A 17,162-nucleotide genomic window follows, 5' to 3' on the forward strand; every position below is an offset into this window, starting at 1 on the left:
TATTGTAATAAGAAAATGTAAAAAAAACAAGGAGTAAGGTATGGAAAAAGAACCGTGGCAAGAAGATATTTACGAAAACAATGAGGAAGAAACAAGATCAGAGCGTCGACACCGGAAACAAAAAGGGAAAGGCGTAGTTGCCAATCGTGTCTTGACAGTTCTAGCTAGCCTCTTCTTTGTAATTGTTGTAGCGATGGTAGTTGTATTGATTTACCTATCAACTGGTGGAAGCAATCGTACATCATCTTTGAAGGACTTCTATGATGCATCGTCTCCTTCTACAAGTTCAAGTTCTAAAGTGGAAGAATCATCATCTTCAAGTAGCAAGATAGAGGAAACAGCTTCTTCTGAATCAACACCTTCACAGAGCAGTTCGGAAGAACATACTACAGAGGGTGAAGGAACACTTACAGTACAGCCTGGAGAGGGAGAAGCAGCTCTTGCTCAACGTGCAGGGATTTCCATTGCCCAGCTAGAAGCCCTAAATCCTTCTCACATGTCATCTGGATCTTGGTTTGCCAACCCAGGTGATGTGATTAAGACAAGATAGGAGTCAATCATGAAGACTATTCAAATTGCTATCGATGGCCCAGCTTCGAGTGGTAAGAGTACGGTCGCAAAGATTGTCGCTAAGGATTTTGGTTACACTTATCTGGATACAGGTGCTATGTACCGTGCTGCGACTTATATAGCGCTCAAACACCAGTTGAATGCAGGAAATGTAGACCAACTTCTTGAGCTTCTTAACCAACATCCCATTAGTTTTGGTCGTTCAGAAACAGGTGAGCAACTTGTTTTTGTAGGGGATGTTGATATTACGCATCCGATTCGTGAAAATGAAGTGACCAACAAGGTTTCAAGCATTGCTGCCATTTCTGAGGTGCGTGAGAAACTGGTTTCGCTCCAGCAAGAGATTGCTCAGCAAGGTGGTATCGTCATGGATGGGCGTGATATCGGGACAGTTGTTTTACCACAAGCTGAACTCAAGATTTTCCTAGTGGCTTCTGTTGAAGAAAGAGCAGAGCGTCGTTACAAGGAAAATATTGCTAAAGGGATTGAAACAGACCTTGAAACGCTGAAAGAAGAGATTGCGGCACGTGACTACAAGGATAGTCATCGTGAAACCTCACCTCTCAAACAGGCTGAGGATGCAGTTTACCTTGACACAACTGGACTGAGTATCCAGGAAGTGGTCGAAAAAATCGAATCAGAAGCAAAAAAATATATGTCCTAGGGACGAGAGGAGCAGGCTAAATGAAGCCTGCTCCTTTTCTCTCTTTTGCGCGCGTTTCAAAACAGCCTTTTTGGGAGAATTTTGATAAAATAGTAGTATCAATAAAAAGGACGGAAGCATGACAAAGAAAATCATAGCCATTTGGGCCCAAGATGAAAAAGGTGTGATTGGGAAGGAAGATCGTCTCCCTTGGCATTTGCCAGCAGAGTTGCAACATTTTAAGGAAACAACTTTAAATCATGCTATACTGATGGGGCGAGTGACCTTTGATGGCATGGGACGTCGTCTGCTTCCAAAACGGCAAACCCTGATTTTAACGCGCAATAGCGAAGAAGTCATAGATGGGGCGCTCGTATTTCAAGATGTGGAGTCTGTTTTAGCGTGGTATCAGAGTCAAGAAAAAAATCTCTATATCATTGGCGGAAAGCAGATTTTTCAGGCTTTTGAGCCGTATTTAGATGAAATCATCGTGACACAGATTCATGCTCAGGTGGAGGGAGATACCTATTTTCCTGAGGAATTTGACTTGTCTCATTTTGAGACAGTAGCAAGCAAATCTTACACCCGAGATGAGAAAAACGACTATGATTTTACCATCGAATACCGAGATAGAAAGGAAGTCTAATGGAGCGCAGTATATTTGGATTTTTTACAGCTTTTTTGTGTGTAATCTGTATTTTGACTGGAGCACAGGCTTTTCGTAAGAAGCGCTATGGACTGTCTGCCTTACTCTGGTTGAATGCTTTTACCAATCTGGTCAACAGTGTTCACGCTTTTTATATGACCTTATTTTAGATAGAATGATAAATTAGAATGGAAGGAAATCATGCCTACAAATAGGAAAAATGATATGATGGTTTATTGCTCATTTTGTGGCAAAAGCCAAGAAGAAGTAAAGAAAATAATCGCTGGGAACAACGCCTTTATCTGTAATGAATGTGTGGAGTTGGCCCAGGAAATCATTCGGGAGGAGTTGGCCGAGGAAGTCTTGGCAGACTTGTCTGAAGTACCAAAACCAATCGAACTCCTCAATATCTTAAACCACTATGTGATTGGTCAGGATCGTGCCAAACGTGCCTTGGCAGTGGCTGTATACAATCACTATAAACGCATTAATTTCCACGATACGCGTGAAGAGTCAGAAGATGTGGATTTGCAGAAGTCAAATATCCTGATGATTGGTCCAACTGGTTCAGGGAAAACTTTCTTGGCTCAGACTTTGGCTAAGAGCTTGAACGTGCCTTTTGCTATTGCAGATGCGACAGCTCTGACTGAGGCTGGGTATGTGGGTGAGGATGTGGAAAATATCCTCCTCAAACTCCTGCAGGCTGCTGACTTTAACATCGAACGTGCAGAGCGTGGGATTATTTACGTGGATGAAATTGACAAGATTGCCAAGAAGAGCGAGAATGTGTCTATCACACGTGATGTTTCGGGTGAAGGAGTGCAACAAGCTCTCCTCAAGATTATCGAGGGAACCGTTGCTAGCGTACCGCCTCAAGGTGGACGCAAACATCCACAACAAGAGATGATTCAAGTAGATACCAAAAATATCCTCTTCATCGTGGGTGGTGCCTTTGATGGCATCGAAGAAATAGTTAAACAACGTCTGGGAGAAAAAGTCATCGGTTTTGGCCAAAATAACAAGGCGATTGACGAAAACAGCTCCTACATGCAAGAAATCATCGCAGAAGATATTCAAAAATTTGGGATTATCCCTGAGTTGATTGGACGCTTGCCTGTCTTTGCAGCTCTTGAGCAATTAACGGTCGATGACTTAGTTCGCATCTTGAAGGAGCCAAGAAATGCCTTGGTGAAACAATACCAAACCTTGCTTTCTTATGATGATGTTGAGTTGGAATTTGACGACGAAGCCCTTCAGGAAATCGCCAATAAAGCCATCGAACGCAAGACAGGGGCGCGTGGTCTTCGCTCCATCATCGAAGAAACCATGCTAGATGTTATGTTTGAAGTACCGAGTCAGGAAAATGTGAAATTGGTCCGCATCACAAAAGAAGCTGTCGATGGAACGGAAAAACCAATCCTAGAAACAGCCTAGAGGTGATTATGGAAATCAATACACACAATGCTGAAATCTTGCTCAGTGCAGCCAACAAGTCCCACTATCCGCAGGATGACCTGCCAGAGATTGCTCTAGCAGGGCGTTCAAATGTTGGCAAATCTAGCTTTATCAACACCATGTTGAACCGCAAAAATCTGGCTCGTACATCGGGGAAACCTGGGAAGACCCAGTTACTCAACTTCTTCAACATTGATGACAAGATGCGTTTTGTGGATGTACCAGGTTATGGTTATGCCCGCGTTTCCAAAAAGGAGCGTGAAAAGTGGGGGCGCATGATTGAGGAGTACCTGACAAGTCGTGAAAATCTCCGTGCGGTTGTCAGTCTGGTGGATCTCCGCCACGACCCGTCAGCAGATGATGTGCAGATGTACGAATTTCTCAAGTATTATGAGATTCCGGTTATCATTGTTGCGACCAAGGCGGACAAGATTCCTCGTGGTAAGTGGAACAAGCACGAATCAGCAATCAAAAAGAAATTAAACTTTGACCCAAGTGACGACTTCATCCTCTTTTCATCTGTCAGCAAGGCAGGGATGGATCAGGCTTGGGATGCAATATTAGAAAAATTGTGAGGGAAAGAAATGGCAAAAACAATTCATACAGACAAAGCTCCAAAAGCTATCGGACCATATGTTCAAGGAAAAATCGTTGGTAATCTTTTGTTTGCTAGCGGTCAAGTTCCCCTATCTCCTGAAACTGGAGAAATTGTAGGAGAAACGATCCAAGAACAGACAGAACAAGTTTTGAAAAATATCGGTGCTATTTTGGCTGAAGCAGGAACAGACTTTGACCATGTTGTCAAAACAACTTGCTTCTTGAGCGATATGAATGACTTTGTTCCTTTTAACGAGGTTTACCAGACTGCCTTTAAAGAGGAATTTCCAGCTCGTTCAGCTGTAGAGGTTGCACGTCTTCCTCGTGATGTAAAAGTCGAAATTGAAGTGATCGCAGAGATTGGATAAGCTAGTTGAAGTTTGGCTCTGCCAAACTTTTTTTGATATAAGGAGAGATAGATGACAAAGAAACAACTTCACCTGGTAATTGTGACAGGGATGAGTGGTGCAGGGAAAACGGTAGCCATTCAGTCCTTCGAGGATTTGGGATATTTCACTATTGACAATATGCCACCAGCCCTCTTGCCAAAGTTTTTGCAGTTGGTAGAGACCAAGGATGATGACCATAAGTTAGCCCTAGTAGTCGATATGCGGAGCCGTTCCTTCTTTTCAGAGATTCAGGCTGTTTTGGATGAATTGGAAAACCAAGATGATTTGGATTTCAAAATTCTCTTTTTAGATGCAGCAGATAAGGAGTTGGTGGCACGCTATAAGGAAACGAGACGGAGTCACCCACTTGCTGCAGATGGTCGAATTTTAGATGGTATTAAGCTGGAACGTGAACTTTTGGCACCTTTGAAAAACATGAGCCAAAATGTGGTAGATACGACAGAACTTACTCCGCGTGAACTTCGTAAAACCATTGCTGAGCAATTTTCAGACCAAGAACAAGCCCAGTCTTTCCGTATCGAGGTCATGTCTTTTGGATTCAAGTATGGTATTCCTATCGATGCAGATTTGGTCTTTGATGTCCGTTTCTTGCCAAATCCATACTACCTTCCGGAGCTTCGTAATCAGACAGGTGAGGATCAAGCAGTTTATGACTATGTGATGAATCATGAAGAGTCTGAAAGTTTCTATCAGCACTTACTCGCCTTGATTGAACCGATTTTGCCAAGCTACAAAAAAGAAGGCAAGTCTGTTTTAACCATCGCAGTAGGATGTACAGGTGGACAGCACCGTAGTGTTGCCTTTGCCAAACGAATCGCTGAGGACCTTGCTAAAAACTGGCCTGTCAATGAAAGCCATCGTGACAAAGACAGAAGAAAGGAAACGGTAAACCGTTCATGAGAAAACCAAAGATAACGGTGATTGGTGGAGGAACAGGTATCCCCGTCATTTTGAAAAGCTTGCGAGAAAAGGATGTTGATATTGCTGCTATCGTAACGGTAGCTGATGATGGTGGCTCTTCTGGTGAGCTAAGAAAGAATATCCAACAGCTGACACCACCAGGTGATCTCCGTAATGTCCTTGTGGCCATGTCGGATATGCCCAAGTTTTATGAGAAGGTTTTTCAGTACCGTTTCTCAGAAGAGGCCGGAGCATTTGCGGGTCATCCACTGGGGAATATCATCATAGCAGGTCTCTCTGAAATGCAAGGATCTACCTACAATGCTATGCAATTACTCAGTAAGTTTTTTCACACAACAGGAAAAATCTACCCATCAAGCGATCAGCCTTTGACACTGCATGCAGTCTTTAAAGACGGTTCTGAGGTGGCAGGTGAGAGCCACATTGCAGATCATCCAGGTATGATCGACCATGTCTATGTGACCAATACCTTGGATGATGAAACACCGCAAGCCAGCCGTCGAGTGGTCAATACCATTCTCGAGAGTGATATGATCGTCTTGGGACCTGGTTCCCTCTTTACATCGATTTTGCCAAATATTGTCATTGAGGAGATCGGGCAGGCTCTACTGGAGACTAAGGCAGAGATCGCCTATGTCTGCAATATCATGACCCAGCGTGGGGAAACAGAGTACTTTTCAGACAGTGACCACGTGGAAGTCCTCCATCGACACTTAGGTCGGCCATTTATTGATACGGTCTTGGTGAATATCGAAAAGGTTCCTAGAGAATACATGGATACCAACCGTTTTGATGAGTATTTGGTTCAGGTAGAGCATGACTTTGCTGGTCTTTGCAAACAGGTTCCTCGTGTGATTTCATCCAACTTCCTTCGTTTGGAAAATGGAGGAGCCTTCCATGATGGCGATTTGATTGTAGATGAATTGATGCGCATCATACAGGTGAGAAAATGAGTTTTACAGTTGCAGTAAAAGAGGAAATTCTTGGTCAACACCATCTCAGTCGTCATGAATTATCAGCCATCATCAAGATGTCTGGCAGTATCGGTCTCTCGACTTCTGGCCTAACCTTGTCAGTCGTGACTGAAAATGCCAAGTTGGCTCGGCATCTCTATGAGTCTTTTCTCCATTTTTATGACATCAAGTCAGAAATTCGTCACCATCAGAGAAGTAATCTTCGTAAGAACCGAGTCTATACGGTCTATACTGATGAGAGGGTGCAGGAGCTTTTAGCTGATTTGCGGCTTGCGGATTCCTTCTTTGGTTTGGAGACGGGCATTGATCCTGACATCTTAGCAGATGAGGAGGCTGGACGTGCTTACTTATGTGGGGCCTTTCTGGCAAATGGTAGCATCCGAGATCCGGAGTCTGGCAAGTACCAGTTGGAGATCAGTTCCGTTTATCTGGACCACGCCCAAGGACTAGCCTCTCTTCTTCAGCAGTTTTTGCTGGACGCTAAGGTCATTGAGCGCAGGAAAGGTGCAGTTACCTATCTTCAACGTGCAGAGGACATCATGGATTTCTTGATCGTGATTGGGGCCATGCAGGCGCGTGATAATTTTGAGCGCGTCAAGATTTTGCGTGAAACCCGTAATGATCTCAATCGGGCTAATAATGCCGAGACAGCTAATATCGCTCGGACAGTTTCTGCCAGCATGAAGACTATCAATAATATCGGTAAAATCAAAGATAGAATCGGTTTGGAAAATTTACCCGTGGATTTGCAGGAGGTAGCGCAGTTGCGAATCCAGCATCCAGACTACTCTATCCAGCAGTTGGCAGATAGCTTGAGCAATCCCCTGACCAAGAGTGGTGTCAACCACAGACTGAGAAAAATAAACAAGATTGCAGATGAATTATAAAACCACGAATCAGTTGATTCGTGGTGTTTTTCTTATAAACTGGTTGAGTGTTTGGGTTGTACTTTTTGCTCAGGGTCGATGTAGTTAATGGCATTGTTAACAGCTGTTGGAGCTTCACCTAGTCCAGTAGCAATCAAATCAATCTTACCTTCATAGTAGCAGCAGTCCCCAATGGCGTAGATACCCTCTTGGCTGGATTCTTGCTTGCTATTGACGATAATCTTGTGACGGTTGAGGTCCAGCCCCCAATTTTTAAGATTGCCAACAGATGATTTGAAACCATAGTTGACAAAGAGATGGTCTACTTTAATCGTTTCGGTTTCATCTGCTTTGACTTTGGTGATTTCTAGTTTGTCGAGCGTTTTTCCATCTCCAAGGAGTTGGCTGGGAACGAACGGTGTTTTGATGGTTACTGATGATTCTTGTAGAGCTTGCACACTATGTTCCAAGGCGCGGAAATTATCTCGACGGTGAACGAGAGTAGTTGGGGCAATCTTTTCAAAAGCCAGAGCCCAGTCCACTGCAGAGTCCCCACCACCAAGGATGGTCACTTTCTTGCCAGCGTATTGCTGAATGTTGGAAACGTGGTAGTGGATATTTTCATAGTCCTCAACATCGTCTAATTCGAGTGGTCGTGGTTTAAAGGCACCGCCACCCATGGCAATGATGACTGTTTTAGTCAGGTGTCTTCCCTTGTTGGTTGTGATGGTAAAACCTTCATCTTGTTTCTCTATTTCAAGAACAGTTTCGTTGAGGTGAACAGGTGTGTCAAAGCCATCTAGCTGTTCAATCAGGCGATTGGTCAGCTCTTCCCCAGTTAAGTTTGGAAAACCTGGCACATCAAGGATTTGCTTCTCAGGGTAGAGGATGGCGGGCTGGCCACCTAGCTGAGGAAGAGAGTCGATGATTTGGACTTTGGCTTGGCGTAGGTGGGCGTAAAAGGCAGCAAAGAGCCCAACAGGACCGCCACCTACAATAGTAATATCATAGAGTTGAGACATGATTTCTCCTTTGTTTTTTCTAGTCAGTTTATTTTATCATATTTTTGCTTAATTTAAAATGAGGTAGGATAGGGAAAAAATGGGCAAAAAATGGTATAATAGTACAGAAAGTGTTTTGACAGGGAGGAGGCCAGGGATGAATTTTCAACCATTATCCAATTTGCAATACTGGACGAGTTTGTTTTCAAGCCCTTGGACAATAGTCACCAATCTGATAGATATTCTCATTGTGACTTATATTTTATATCATTTTACCAAAGCGATTGCAGGGACCAAAATCATGATTTTGGTGCGGGGAGTTCTGGTCTTTATTTTAGGTCAGATTCTGTCCAATATGATTGGTTTGACAACCATTTCCTGGTTGATCAATCAGATCATCACTTATGGGGTTATCGCAGCAGTAGTTATTTTTTCACCAGAGATTCGGACTGGTTTGGAACGATTGGGCCGGGCTACGGATTTCTTCTACAATGCCCCTATTAGTGCGGAAGAGCAAATGGTTCGTGCCTTTGTCAAATCAGTCGAGTACATGAGCCCCCGTAAGATTGGTGCTCTGGTAGCTGTTCAGCGAGTAAGAACCTTGCAGGAATATATCTCAACTGGGATTCCTCTAGATGCTAAGATTTCTTCTGAGTTATTGATCAATATCTTTATCCCCAACACTCCCTTGCACGATGGTGCGGTCATTGTCAGAGAAGATCGGATTGCCGTAACTTCAGCCTACCTACCCCTGACTGAAAATACAGGAATTTCCAAGGAATTTGGGACACGTCACAGGGCAGCGATTGGTTTGTCAGAAGTATCGGATGCTCTTACCTTTGTGGTTTCAGAGGAAACAGGCGGAATCTCAATCACCTATAATGGAGTCTTTAAGCATGATTTGACCTTGGAAGAGTTTGAATCGGAGTTAAGAAGAATCTTGCTTCCAACATCAGAGAAAAAACAAGGTCTGAAAGAGCGTCTGCTAGGAGGATTAAAACATGAGAAAAAATAGTCTTTATATTATTTCTTCCTTCTTTTTCGCCTGCATCCTCTTTATCTATGCGACTTCTACAAACTACCAGAATAGCAATAGTGCTAGACAGGTGAGAACAGAAACTTATACCAATACGGTCCTTAATGTCCCAATTGATATTCAGTATGACAGTGATCAGTATTTTATCAGTGGTTTTACATCTGAAGTGACCGTCTTTCTAACAGGGTCAAACAGAGTTGCTTTGGCGAGTGAGATGCAGGAAAGCACTCGAAAATTCAAGGTCAAAGCTGACTTAACCAATGCCAGTGTAGGGACCATTGAAGTTCCTCTAACCATTGAAAATTTACCGAGTGGTTTGACCGCTGTTGCAACACCGCAAAAGATAACAGTGAAGGTTGGTAAAAAAGCAAAACGAGACAATGTAATCGTTGTGCCTGAGATTGACCCTAGTCAGATTGATTCTCGTGTGAAAATTGATACAGTTACTGTGTCAGATGAAAAAGTAACGGTTATTAGTGACGAGGAAACTCTCTCTAGAGTAGATCGTGTCATTGCCATCTTGCCAACGAGTGAACGGATAACAGGTAACTATTCGGCTTCTGTTCCTCTACAAGCAGTCGATAAAAATGGAAATGTCTTACCAAGCGTCATTATGCCATTTGACACTACAATGAAAATTACAACCAAGACAGTATCGTCTAGCTCGAGTTCTTCGTCAGCGACCTCGTCAACGGGCTCTTCAACCAGCAGTTCGTCTTCAACGAGTTCAGAAACGAAACCAGACTCGTCTAAACAGGACTAAATAAAATAGTAGAAAAGGATGATAAATAAAATGGGTAAATATTTTGGGACCGATGGAGTCCGTGGAGAAGCAAACGTAGAACTGACGCCAGAATTGGCCTTTAAACTAGGACGTTTTGGTGGCTATGTTCTTAGCCAACACGAAACAGAAGCCCCTAAAGTCTTTGTAGGACGTGATACACGTATCTCAGGAGAAATGTTAGAATCAGCCTTAGTGGCAGGTCTCCTCTCTGTAGGGATTCACGTCTACAAACTCGGTGTCCTTGCAACACCAGCAGTAGCATACTTGGTCAAAACTAAGGGAGCCAGTGCAGGTGTCATGATTTCCGCTAGTCACAACCCAGCCCTTGATAATGGAATTAAATTCTTTGGTGGGGATGGCTTCAAACTTGATGACGAAAAAGAAGCAGAAATCGAAGCCTTGTTGGATGCTACAGAAGACACCCTTCCTCGTCCAAGTGCCGAAGGCTTGGGAACCTTAGTGGACTATCCAGAAGGTTTGCGTAAGTATGAAGGCTACCTTGTTTCAACTGGAACTCCTCTTGAGGGAATGAAAGTGGCCTTGGATACAGCCAATGGTGCGGCGTCTACAAGTGCCCGTCAAATCTTTGCAGACCTTGGGGCTCAAATAACTGTTATCGGTGAGACACCAGATGGTCTTAATATCAACTTGAATGTGGGTTCAACTCACCCAGAAGCTCTCCAAGAAGTAGTCAAAGAAAGCCAGTCAGCTATTGGTTTGGCCTTTGACGGTGATAGTGACCGCTTGATTGCTGTGGATGAAAATGGTGACATCGTCGATGGTGATAAGATCATGTACATCATCGGAAAATACCTTTCTGAAAAAGGCCAGTTGGCTCAAAACACCATCGTGACAACGGTTATGTCTAACCTTGGCTTCCATAAGGCCTTGGAGAGTGCTGGTATTAACAAGGCAGTGACTGCTGTTGGAGACCGCTATGTCGTTGAAGAAATGAGAAAATCAGGCTACAACCTTGGTGGTGAACAGTCTGGTCACGTTATCTTAATGGATTACAATACAACTGGTGATGGTCAATTATCAGCTGTCCAATTGACTAAAATCATGAAAGAAACAGGCAAGAGCTTGTCTCAACTAGCATCAGAAGTGACGATTTACCCACAAAAACTGGTCAATATCCGAGTGGAAAATGCCATGAAAGAGAAAGCCATGGAAGTACCAGCCATCAAGACAATCATCGAAAAGATGGAAGAAGAGATGGCAGGAAACGGTCGTATCCTTGTTCGCCCAAGTGGAACAGAACCTCTCTTGCGTGTCATGGCAGAAGCGCCTACAACAGAAGAAGTCAACTATTATGTAGATACGATTGCTGCTGTGGTTAAAGATGAAATCGGTATTGACTAAAGCCTAGAAAACTAGATGAAATGATAAAAATGTGGTACAATTGCATAGTAAATTGTAGCAATGGGAGAGAAAAATGAATCTTAAACGAGAACAAGAATTTGTTAGCCAGTATCACTTTGATGCTCGTAACTTTGAATGGGAAAATGAAAATGGAGCTCCTGAAACCAAGGTAGACGTGAACTTTCAGTTACTCCAACATGACCAAGAAAACCAAGTGACTTCGCTTGTTGTTATCTTGAGTTTCATGATTGTCTTTGACAAATTTGTCATCAGCGGGACGATTTCCCAAGTGAACCACGTGGAAGGTCGTATTGTCAACGAACCAAGCGAATTTAACCAAGAAGAAGTCGAAACCTTGGCACGTCCATGCTTGAACATGCTCAACCGTTTGACGTATGAAGTAACAGAAATCGCCTTGGATCTTCCAGGGATCAATTTGGAGTTTTAGTCATGAAATTAGCTGTCATTACAGATTCTTCAGCCTATTTAGAGGAGAAGACGCTGCAAAGAGAGAATCTATTTATCTTGGATATTCCTGTCAATATTGATGGGGAGGAGTATGTTGAAGGTGTCAATCTGACTGCTGAGGAATTTTATCAAAAAATGGCTCAGTCTGCAGAATTGCCTAAAACTAGTCAACCAAGTATTGCCAAATTGGATGAGATTCTTAGTTCCTTGAAAGGACAAGGTTATACTCATGTCTTGGGACTCTTTCTTTCGTCAGGAATTTCAGGATTTTATCAGAACATCCAATACATGTTGTATGAGTATGATGGCTTGACCATTGCCTTTCCAGATACCCATATCACAAGTTCCCCTCTAGGATTTATGGTGGAGAGTGCCTTTGAGTGGGCAGAACAAGACGACGATTTTGCCCAGATTCAGGAGAAGTTGGCTATCCAAATTGCTGATAATTCAGCCTTTATCATAGTAGATGACCTCGATCACTTGGTTAAAGGAGGACGTTTGTCAAATGGGGCAGCCATCTTAGGGAATCTCCTCAGTATCAAGCCTATCCTTTACTTTAATGACCAAGGAGTGATTGAAGTTTACGAAAAAGTTCGTACGGAAAAGAAGGCAATCAAACGTTTGGTGGAAATCATCAAGGAGTTGACAAAAGATGGGGACTACCGTATAACAGTCATCCATGGCAATGCTCCTCAAAAGGCAGCGGATTTACGTCAGCTTTTGATGGAGAGTGGTGTGACTGCTGAAATTCCAATTGAAACCTTTGGTAGTGTCATTGGGACCCACCTTGGAGAAGGTAGTATCGCCTTGAGCTATACACCAATCGTCTAAATTGTTCTTACAGGCTTTGTATCTTAGAAATTGAACACGGGCTACCTGCCTCTTGAAAAAAGATGCCTGTCTTGCCTTTCATGGAAAGTCAGCGCCATTCCCTATTTTTCATGGGCAGCTAACGTCCTTTGTATCTTAGTCAGGAGTAGAGATGAGTATTCGAGTAATTATTGCCGGTTTTAAGGGAAAGATGGGCCAAGCTGCTTGTCAGATGGTCTTGGCTGATCCAGACTTGGACTTGGTCGCAGTTTTGGATCCTTTTGAGTCTGAGTCAGAATGGCAAGGGATTTCTGTCTTTAATGATAAGGCTGATTTAGCCGGCTTTGAAGCGGATGTCTGGGTAGATTTTACTACACCAGCTGTTGCTTACGAAAATACGCGCTTTGCCCTTGAAAATGGCTTTGCTCCAGTAGTTGGAACAACAGGATTCACTAGTGAAGAAATTGCAGAATTAAAATCATTTTCTCGTGAACAAGATTTAGGTGGCTTGATTGCCCCTAACTTTGCCTTGGGAGCTGTCTTGCTGATGCAATTTGCGGCGCAGGCTGCCAAATATTTCCCAAATGTGGAGATTATCGAGCTCCATCATGACAAGAAAAAAGATGCTCCAAGTGGAACAGCTATCAAAACAGCTGAGTTGATGGCGGAAGTGCGTGAGTCAATCCAGCAAGGTGCGCCTGATGAGGAAGAGTTGATTGCGGGTGCACGTGGTGCTAATTTTGATGGCATGCGAATCCACTCAGTCCGTCTACCAGGATTGGTAGCCCATCAGGAAGTCATCTTCGGCAATCAGGGAGAGGGATTGACACTCCGTCATGACTCCTATGATCGCAGCTCCTTCATGACAGGGGTCAATTTGGGAATCAAAGAAGTTGTCAAGCGTCATGAGCTTGTCTATGGATTAGAACACTTATTATGAGATTAACACAAATGCCTTCTGAATTTCAGAAGGCTTTACCAGTATTAGAAAAAATTAAAGAAGCAGGTTTTGAAGCCTATTTTGTTGGAGGCTCTGTTCGAGATGCCCTCCTCAATCGTCCCATCCACGATGTGGATATCGCGACTTCTTCCTATCCAGAGGAGACCAAGCAGATTTTTCCGCGAACAGCTGATATCGGAATCGAGCACGGAACTGTCTTGGTTTTAGATGGTGACGAGGAGTATGAGGTAACCACCTTTCGGACAGAGGATGTCTATGTAGACTATCGCAGACCCAGTGCAGTTTCCTTTGTGCGCTCGCTAGAAGAAGATCTCAAGCGCCGTGATTTCACAGTCAACGCCTTTGCCTTGGATGAGACAGGAGAAATCATCGATTTGTTCCATGGTCTCAAAGATCTGGAAAATCAAGTCTTGCGAGCAGTTGGAGTACCTAGTGAGCGCTTCAATGAAGATGCCTTACGTATCATGCGTGGTTTTCGTTTTCAGGCCAGTCTCGGTTTTAAACTTGAGCCAGAAACATTTGAAGCCATGAAATCCTTGACTCCGCTCTTGGAGAAAATCTCTGTGGAGCGTACCTTTGTTGAATTTGACAAACTCTTGCTTGCACCTTTTTGGCGTGTTGGCTTGTTTTCCATGATTGAGAGCCGAGCTTATGACTATCTTCCAGACATGGCAGGAAGCCAGGGCAAGCTCAACAAACTGTTTGATTTGGAGACGGATTTCACTTTTGAATCGTCTGAACAAGCCTGGGCAGCTCTGTTGTGGGCTTTGGAGATTATAGATGCACAGCCATTTTTGAAGCATTGGAAAACCTCACGTCAATTTGTAAAGCAGGTTCAGGATTTGCTGACTATTTTGGCTCTACGAGAAGAAGGAGAGTTGAGCAAGCGTGATTGTTACCGTTTTGACTTGGATTCCCTTCTACAAGCTGAACGTCTTCGTCAAGCCCAAGGAAAAGAGGTCAACCCCCAACTTATCACAGAAACTTACCAGAGTTTGACCATTCATGACAAGAAAGAAATCCAGATTAACGGTGGTATTTTAATCAAGGAATATGGTTACCAGCCAGGTCCAGATTTGGGAGAGATTTTAGCAGAGATTGAGTTTGCCATTGTCGATGGTGACTTGGAGAATGACCGTGATGCCATTCATACTTACCTGAGGGAGAAAAAATGAGTGATTTTATCGTTGAAAAACTAAGCAAATCCGTTGGTGACAAGACCGTTTTTAAGGATATTTCCTTTATTATCCATGACCTAGACAGAATCGGTCTAATTGGTGTCAATGGAACAGGTAAGACTACCCTTTTGGATGTTCTTTCTGGTGTTTCAGGATTTGATGGTGACGTTAGCCCTTTTTCTGCTAAGAATGACTATAAGATTGGCTACTTGACACAGGATCCTGATTTTGATGATAGCAAGACAGTTTTGGATACGGTTCTCTCCAGCGACCTCAAGGAAATCCAGTTGATTCGTGAGTATGAGTTAATCATGCTCAACTACAGTGAGGAAAAGCAGGCATGTTTGGAACGCGTCATGGCTGAGATGGATTCTCTCCAAGCTTGGGAAATTGAAAGCCAGGTCAAGACAGTTCTCAGCAAGTTGGGTATTCAGGATTTGTCGACTCCAGTTGGTGAATTGTCAGGTGGTCTGAGAAGACGGGTCCAGTTGGCGCAAGTTCTCCTAGGAAACCACGACCTCTTGCTTCTGGACGAGCCGACCAACCATCTGGACATTGCGACCATCGAGTGGCTGACCCTCTTTTTGAAAAATTCCAAGAAGACGGTTCTCTTTATCACCCATGATCGCTATTTTTTAGATGCACTATCAACGCGGATTTTCGAGTTGGACCGAGCAGGCTTAACCGAGTATCAGGGTAATTATCAGGACTATGTTCGCCTTAAGGCGGAACAAGATGAGCGTGACGCTGCTCTCCTTCACAAAAAGGAGCAACTCTACAAACAAGAATTGGCTTGGATGCGCAGACAACCGCAAGCGCGTGCGACCAAGCAGCAGGCTCGGATCAATCGTTTCCACGATTTGAAAAAAGAAGTTTCAGGTGGCGTTGCTGAGACAGACTTGACCATGAACTTTGAGACCAGTCGAATTGGTAAGAAGGTTATCGAGTTTAAAGATGTTTCCTTTGCTTATGAGAATAAGCCGATATTGCAAGATTTTAATCTCTTGGTGCAAGCTAAAGACCGTATCGGTATCGTTGGGGACAACGGTGTTGGAAAGTCAACCCTGCTTAACCTCATCGCAGGAAGTCTTGAGCCGACTGAAGGTCGAGTTATCATCGGTGAGACGGTTCGCATCGCCTATTTCTCTCAACAAATTGATGGTCTGGATGAAAGCAAGCGCGTTATCAATTACCTGCAGGAAGTGGCAGAAGAGGTAAAGACCAGTGGTGGTTCCACAACTTCTATCGCTGAATTGCTGGAGCAGTTCCTCTTCCCACGTTCGACGCATGGAACCTTGATTGAGAAATTGTCTGGTGGAGAGAAAAAACGCCTTTATCTTCTCAAATTGCTCCTGGAAAAACCAAATGTTCTCCTCTTGGACGAGCCAACCAATGATTTGGATATTGCGACCTTGACAGTTTTGGAGAATTTCTTGCAGAGCTTTGCAGGCCCTGTCTTGACAGTTAGCCACGACCGCTATTTCTTGGATAAGGTAGCGACTAAGATTCTCGCTTTTGAAGATGGCAAGATTCGTCCTTTCTTTGGCCATTACACTGATTACCTTGACGAAAAAGCTTTTGAAGCAGAAACAGCAAGTCAAGTTCAAAAGGCCGAAAAGGAAAAAGTAGTCAAAGTCCGTGAAGAAAAGAAGCGAATGACCTATCAAGAAAAGCAGGAATGGGCAAGCATTGAAGGCGATATTGAAGCCTTGGAAAATCGTATCGCAACCATTGAAGAAGAAATGCAGGCAAATGGCTCCGATTTTGGTAAACTGGCGACGCTTCAGAAAGAGCTAGACGAGAAAAACGAAGAACTCCTTGAAAAATACGAACGCTATGAATACCTAAGTGAGTTGGCATGATGGAAGAAAAAGTCATAAAAAGAAGTCCCAAGAAAATCATTTGGAATGCCTTGTTTGGCTTGGCTTCAGTGCTTTTCTTCTTGCTGCCTCTCTCTTATCTCCATTCGTACTCGCAAAAGGGGACTAAACTTCATACGATAAGCCTTTTGTTAATGTTGCTTGTACTTTTTTGCGCTGGAGTAGTCGTTTATCAGACATACAGACTGTTAAGCTCCGATAAGGAATATTTAAAATGTACTGCTGAGGGGTTTTACTACAAACCGAATCCAAAGAAACCCAGTCATTTCTACGCTTGGGCTGATGTAGAGGAATTTTCCTTCTCTCGGATTCGAGGGAAGTATAGGGACTCCTATCGGATTGAAGTTTATTTTAAAAACAAGGAAAATGTGAAAAAACCATCGTTTCTAACTCTACTGAAGAGAAGGTGTCTCCCTTTTCATCTGTCAGCAGATTTGATTATCCCTATCTTTCTATTAGATGTAGGTCTTCCTGAAAGGGTATACGAGACCATGAAGTACTATGAAAGAGAATGGCGTATCGAACAAAATCGTCAAGCAAGAAAAGAGGCAAAACAAGCTTTGAAAAGCAAATCTTCCAAACCGTCATAGTCTGTCTTTG

19 protein-coding genes are annotated in these 17,162 nt (G+C 43.4%); 18 read left to right on the plus strand and 1 reads right to left on the minus strand.

What is annotated here, in order from left to right:
* Positions 1–40 precede the first annotated feature (40 nt).
* The 9 genes from MK385_RS00725 to whiA all read left to right on the plus strand — a co-directional run bounded on the left by MK385_RS00725 (position 41) and on the right by whiA (position 7,103).
* The gene (locus tag MK385_RS00725) at positions 41–550 is read left to right on the plus strand and encodes an SAG1386/EF1546 family surface-associated protein (protein ID WP_268724995.1); all 510 of its coding nucleotides are present in this window, start codon (positions 41–43) and stop codon (positions 548–550) included.
* 9 nt (positions 551–559) lie between these two features.
* Positions 560–1,234, plus strand: a complete 675-nt coding sequence (cmk, locus tag MK385_RS00730) for a (d)CMP kinase (protein ID WP_268724996.1) — start codon at positions 560–562, stop codon at positions 1,232–1,234.
* Positions 1,235–1,352: 118 nt separating this feature from the next.
* Positions 1,353–1,859 carry a dihydrofolate reductase gene (locus MK385_RS00735; protein WP_000162306.1) on the plus strand — a complete coding sequence of 169 codons (507 nt, stop codon included), beginning with the start codon at positions 1,353–1,355 and terminating at the stop codon, positions 1,857–1,859.
* A 201-nt stretch (positions 1,860–2,060) separates the two neighbouring features.
* Positions 2,061–3,293, plus strand: coding sequence for an ATP-dependent Clp protease ATP-binding subunit ClpX (gene clpX, locus MK385_RS00740; protein ID WP_002874765.1), 1,233 nt, complete (start codon positions 2,061–2,063; stop codon positions 3,291–3,293).
* 8 nt (positions 3,294–3,301) lie between these two features.
* Positions 3,302–3,889: a ribosome biogenesis GTP-binding protein YihA/YsxC gene (gene yihA, locus MK385_RS00745; protein ID WP_268704977.1), complete on the plus strand. Its 588-nt coding sequence runs from the start codon at positions 3,302–3,304 to the stop codon at positions 3,887–3,889.
* Positions 3,890–3,898: 9 nt separating this feature from the next.
* Entirely contained in the window at positions 3,899–4,279 is a 381-nt protein-coding gene (locus MK385_RS00750) for a RidA family protein (protein WP_001140420.1), read from the plus strand.
* A 51-nt stretch (positions 4,280–4,330) separates the two neighbouring features.
* Positions 4,331–5,221 (plus strand): RNase adapter RapZ, encoded by an 891-nt coding sequence (gene rapZ, locus MK385_RS00755; RefSeq protein ID WP_000163039.1) that lies wholly within the window; start codon positions 4,331–4,333, stop codon positions 5,219–5,221.
* The gene (locus tag MK385_RS00760) at positions 5,218–6,195 is read left to right on the plus strand and encodes a YvcK family protein (RefSeq protein ID WP_042902709.1); all 978 of its coding nucleotides are present in this window, start codon (positions 5,218–5,220) and stop codon (positions 6,193–6,195) included. The genes rapZ and MK385_RS00760 overlap by 4 nt, the downstream gene beginning before the upstream one ends.
* Positions 6,192–7,103, plus strand: a complete 912-nt coding sequence (gene whiA / locus MK385_RS00765) for a DNA-binding protein WhiA (protein WP_125441278.1) — start codon at positions 6,192–6,194, stop codon at positions 7,101–7,103. The genes MK385_RS00760 and whiA overlap by 4 nt, the downstream gene beginning before the upstream one ends.
* A 32-nt stretch (positions 7,104–7,135) precedes the next feature.
* On the opposite strand, the gene MK385_RS00770 is transcribed toward whiA, so the two are convergent.
* The gene (locus MK385_RS00770) at positions 7,136–8,104 is read right to left on the minus strand and encodes an NAD(P)/FAD-dependent oxidoreductase (protein WP_125441279.1); all 969 of its coding nucleotides are present in this window, start codon (positions 8,102–8,104) and stop codon (positions 7,136–7,138) included.
* A 136-nt stretch (positions 8,105–8,240) separates the two neighbouring features.
* Here MK385_RS00770 and cdaA point away from each other — a divergent pair, with 136 nt between their 5' ends.
* From cdaA to MK385_RS00815, 9 genes are all read left to right on the plus strand, one after another.
* The gene (gene cdaA, locus MK385_RS00775) at positions 8,241–9,098 is read left to right on the plus strand and encodes a diadenylate cyclase CdaA (RefSeq protein WP_033630051.1); all 858 of its coding nucleotides are present in this window, start codon (positions 8,241–8,243) and stop codon (positions 9,096–9,098) included.
* A complete protein-coding gene (locus MK385_RS00780; RefSeq protein WP_125441280.1) occupies positions 9,085–9,882 on the plus strand; it encodes a CdaR family protein in 798 nt (265 codons plus the stop codon). Before cdaA ends, MK385_RS00780 begins: the two co-directional genes overlap by 14 nt.
* A gap of 30 nt (positions 9,883–9,912) precedes the next feature.
* On the plus strand, positions 9,913–11,265 hold the full coding sequence (glmM, locus tag MK385_RS00785; RefSeq protein WP_268725094.1) for a phosphoglucosamine mutase: 1,353 nt from the start codon (positions 9,913–9,915) through the stop codon (positions 11,263–11,265).
* A 73-nt stretch (positions 11,266–11,338) separates the two neighbouring features.
* A complete protein-coding gene (locus tag MK385_RS00790; protein WP_001050092.1) occupies positions 11,339–11,713 on the plus strand; it encodes a DUF1149 family protein in 375 nt (124 codons plus the stop codon).
* A 2-nt stretch (positions 11,714–11,715) separates the two neighbouring features.
* Complete coding sequence (locus MK385_RS00795; RefSeq protein ID WP_268724997.1) at positions 11,716–12,564, plus strand: DegV family protein; 849 nt, start codon at positions 11,716–11,718, stop codon at positions 12,562–12,564.
* Between the two features lie 151 nt (positions 12,565–12,715).
* A complete protein-coding gene (dapB, locus tag MK385_RS00800; protein ID WP_268724998.1) occupies positions 12,716–13,483 on the plus strand; it encodes a 4-hydroxy-tetrahydrodipicolinate reductase in 768 nt (255 codons plus the stop codon).
* Positions 13,480–14,679, plus strand: coding sequence for a CCA tRNA nucleotidyltransferase (locus MK385_RS00805; RefSeq protein ID WP_268724999.1), 1,200 nt, complete (start codon positions 13,480–13,482; stop codon positions 14,677–14,679). The genes dapB and MK385_RS00805 overlap by 4 nt, the downstream gene beginning before the upstream one ends.
* Complete coding sequence (locus MK385_RS00810) at positions 14,676–16,544, plus strand: ABC-F family ATP-binding cassette domain-containing protein (protein ID WP_268725000.1); 1,869 nt, start codon at positions 14,676–14,678, stop codon at positions 16,542–16,544. Before MK385_RS00805 ends, MK385_RS00810 begins: the two co-directional genes overlap by 4 nt.
* Positions 16,541–17,152: a hypothetical protein gene (locus MK385_RS00815; RefSeq protein WP_268725001.1), complete on the plus strand. Its 612-nt coding sequence runs from the start codon at positions 16,541–16,543 to the stop codon at positions 17,150–17,152. Before MK385_RS00810 ends, MK385_RS00815 begins: the two co-directional genes overlap by 4 nt.
* The last annotated feature ends 10 nt before the right edge of the window (positions 17,153–17,162 follow it).

This window comes from Streptococcus oralis, from assembly GCF_026782125.1.
GTDB classification, from domain to species: domain Bacteria; phylum Bacillota; class Bacilli; order Lactobacillales; family Streptococcaceae; genus Streptococcus; species Streptococcus oralis_CE.